Source organism: Elstera litoralis (assembly GCF_000963705.1).
Lineage (GTDB): Bacteria > Pseudomonadota > Alphaproteobacteria > Elsterales > Elsteraceae > Elstera > Elstera litoralis.
In genome coordinates, this window is the sequence record NZ_LAJY01000802.1 from 1 (window position 1) to 945 (window position 945).

Annotated in this window: 2 protein-coding genes; both read right to left on the reverse strand. The window is 37.4% G+C overall.

Annotated elements, in window-relative coordinates; all coding sequences use genetic code 11:
• Window positions 1-262: hypothetical protein (locus tag VZ95_RS24585; protein ID WP_198148434.1), on the reverse strand; the 262-nt coding region annotated here is incomplete at its 3' end.
• Window positions 252-836: a hypothetical protein gene (locus VZ95_RS24590; protein WP_156995452.1), complete on the reverse strand. Its 585-nt coding sequence runs from the start codon at window positions 834-836 to the stop codon at window positions 252-254. The genes VZ95_RS24585 and VZ95_RS24590, both read right to left, overlap by 11 nt.
• Between the last annotated feature and the right edge of the window lie 109 nt (window positions 837-945).

The following is a 945-nucleotide window of genomic DNA, read 5'->3' on the forward strand; positions in this document are numbered from 1 at the left end:
TTTTCTCTATTTCACTTACCTCATCTATGCAGTATTTCTTCTTAATCCATTCCTTCGACTCTGTATCATTAGCATGACTCGACAAGCGTTTCATAGATATTCTAGTTTTAATGTCATAATATAACCATAGACAATCTTTGGCATGATCTTGCCCTTGATTATTCAACAGATTTCGCAGATTTTCTAGTTGATTTTTAACTCTTTCTTTATCTTTTTTACTATCTTCAGAGACGGGAACTTCTTTTACAATATCAAACGGCAAAAAATTTTCGACTTCTCGACCCGGCGTTTTCATACGTATTCCCAATAAACTTATGAAGCCCAGATGCCATTCTGCGGAGACGTTGGAGCGTATCGCCAACCCCCCCAGTTGGTGTAATTTTGTCGTTATCACATATACATACCACGATATACCGCGACTCTATTTTTGCCATAAGCTGATCAGAAATACTATTACCCCCTCCAAAACCAGCTTCATATGAAATCTTCTTCAGACCGACTCTCTTAGCAACTGCCTTGATCATGAAGTCATACATTTCAATTTCCTTCCCCTCAACAATCAATATTGGTTTCTCTTTGTAATTTGACTTCAGAAACGCTCTCAATCCAATTGAGTAATTATTCTCATCGACACATTCTAAAACCGCATCTTGATCGTATAAAACTCTCAGTACAGGAATGTTTGCCTTGAGTACAACACCACCCCTAGATGAATATTTTTCGGCAATTGAGTCTAAAACGTCTCTGAGATGTCCCACTAAGAATACCGCTCTCCCTAATAACTTTAACTGCCAATCTTTCAAAAACAACATGATGCTTACCGTCAAGATGCGCATCAATCAATGCAACTATTACATTATGAGCATCGTCCTCATACTGTTCCGAAATCGTATTTATTTTCCAGTCGATGTGAATAATCATTTTATCCTCACAACCGATTAAATA

What these genes read in the sequence shown, in the direction of transcription:
- VZ95_RS24590 (WP_156995452.1), bottom strand. Translation starts at nt 836, where the DNA reads ATGCGCATCTTGACGGTAAGCATCATGTTGTTTTTGAAAGATTGGCAG.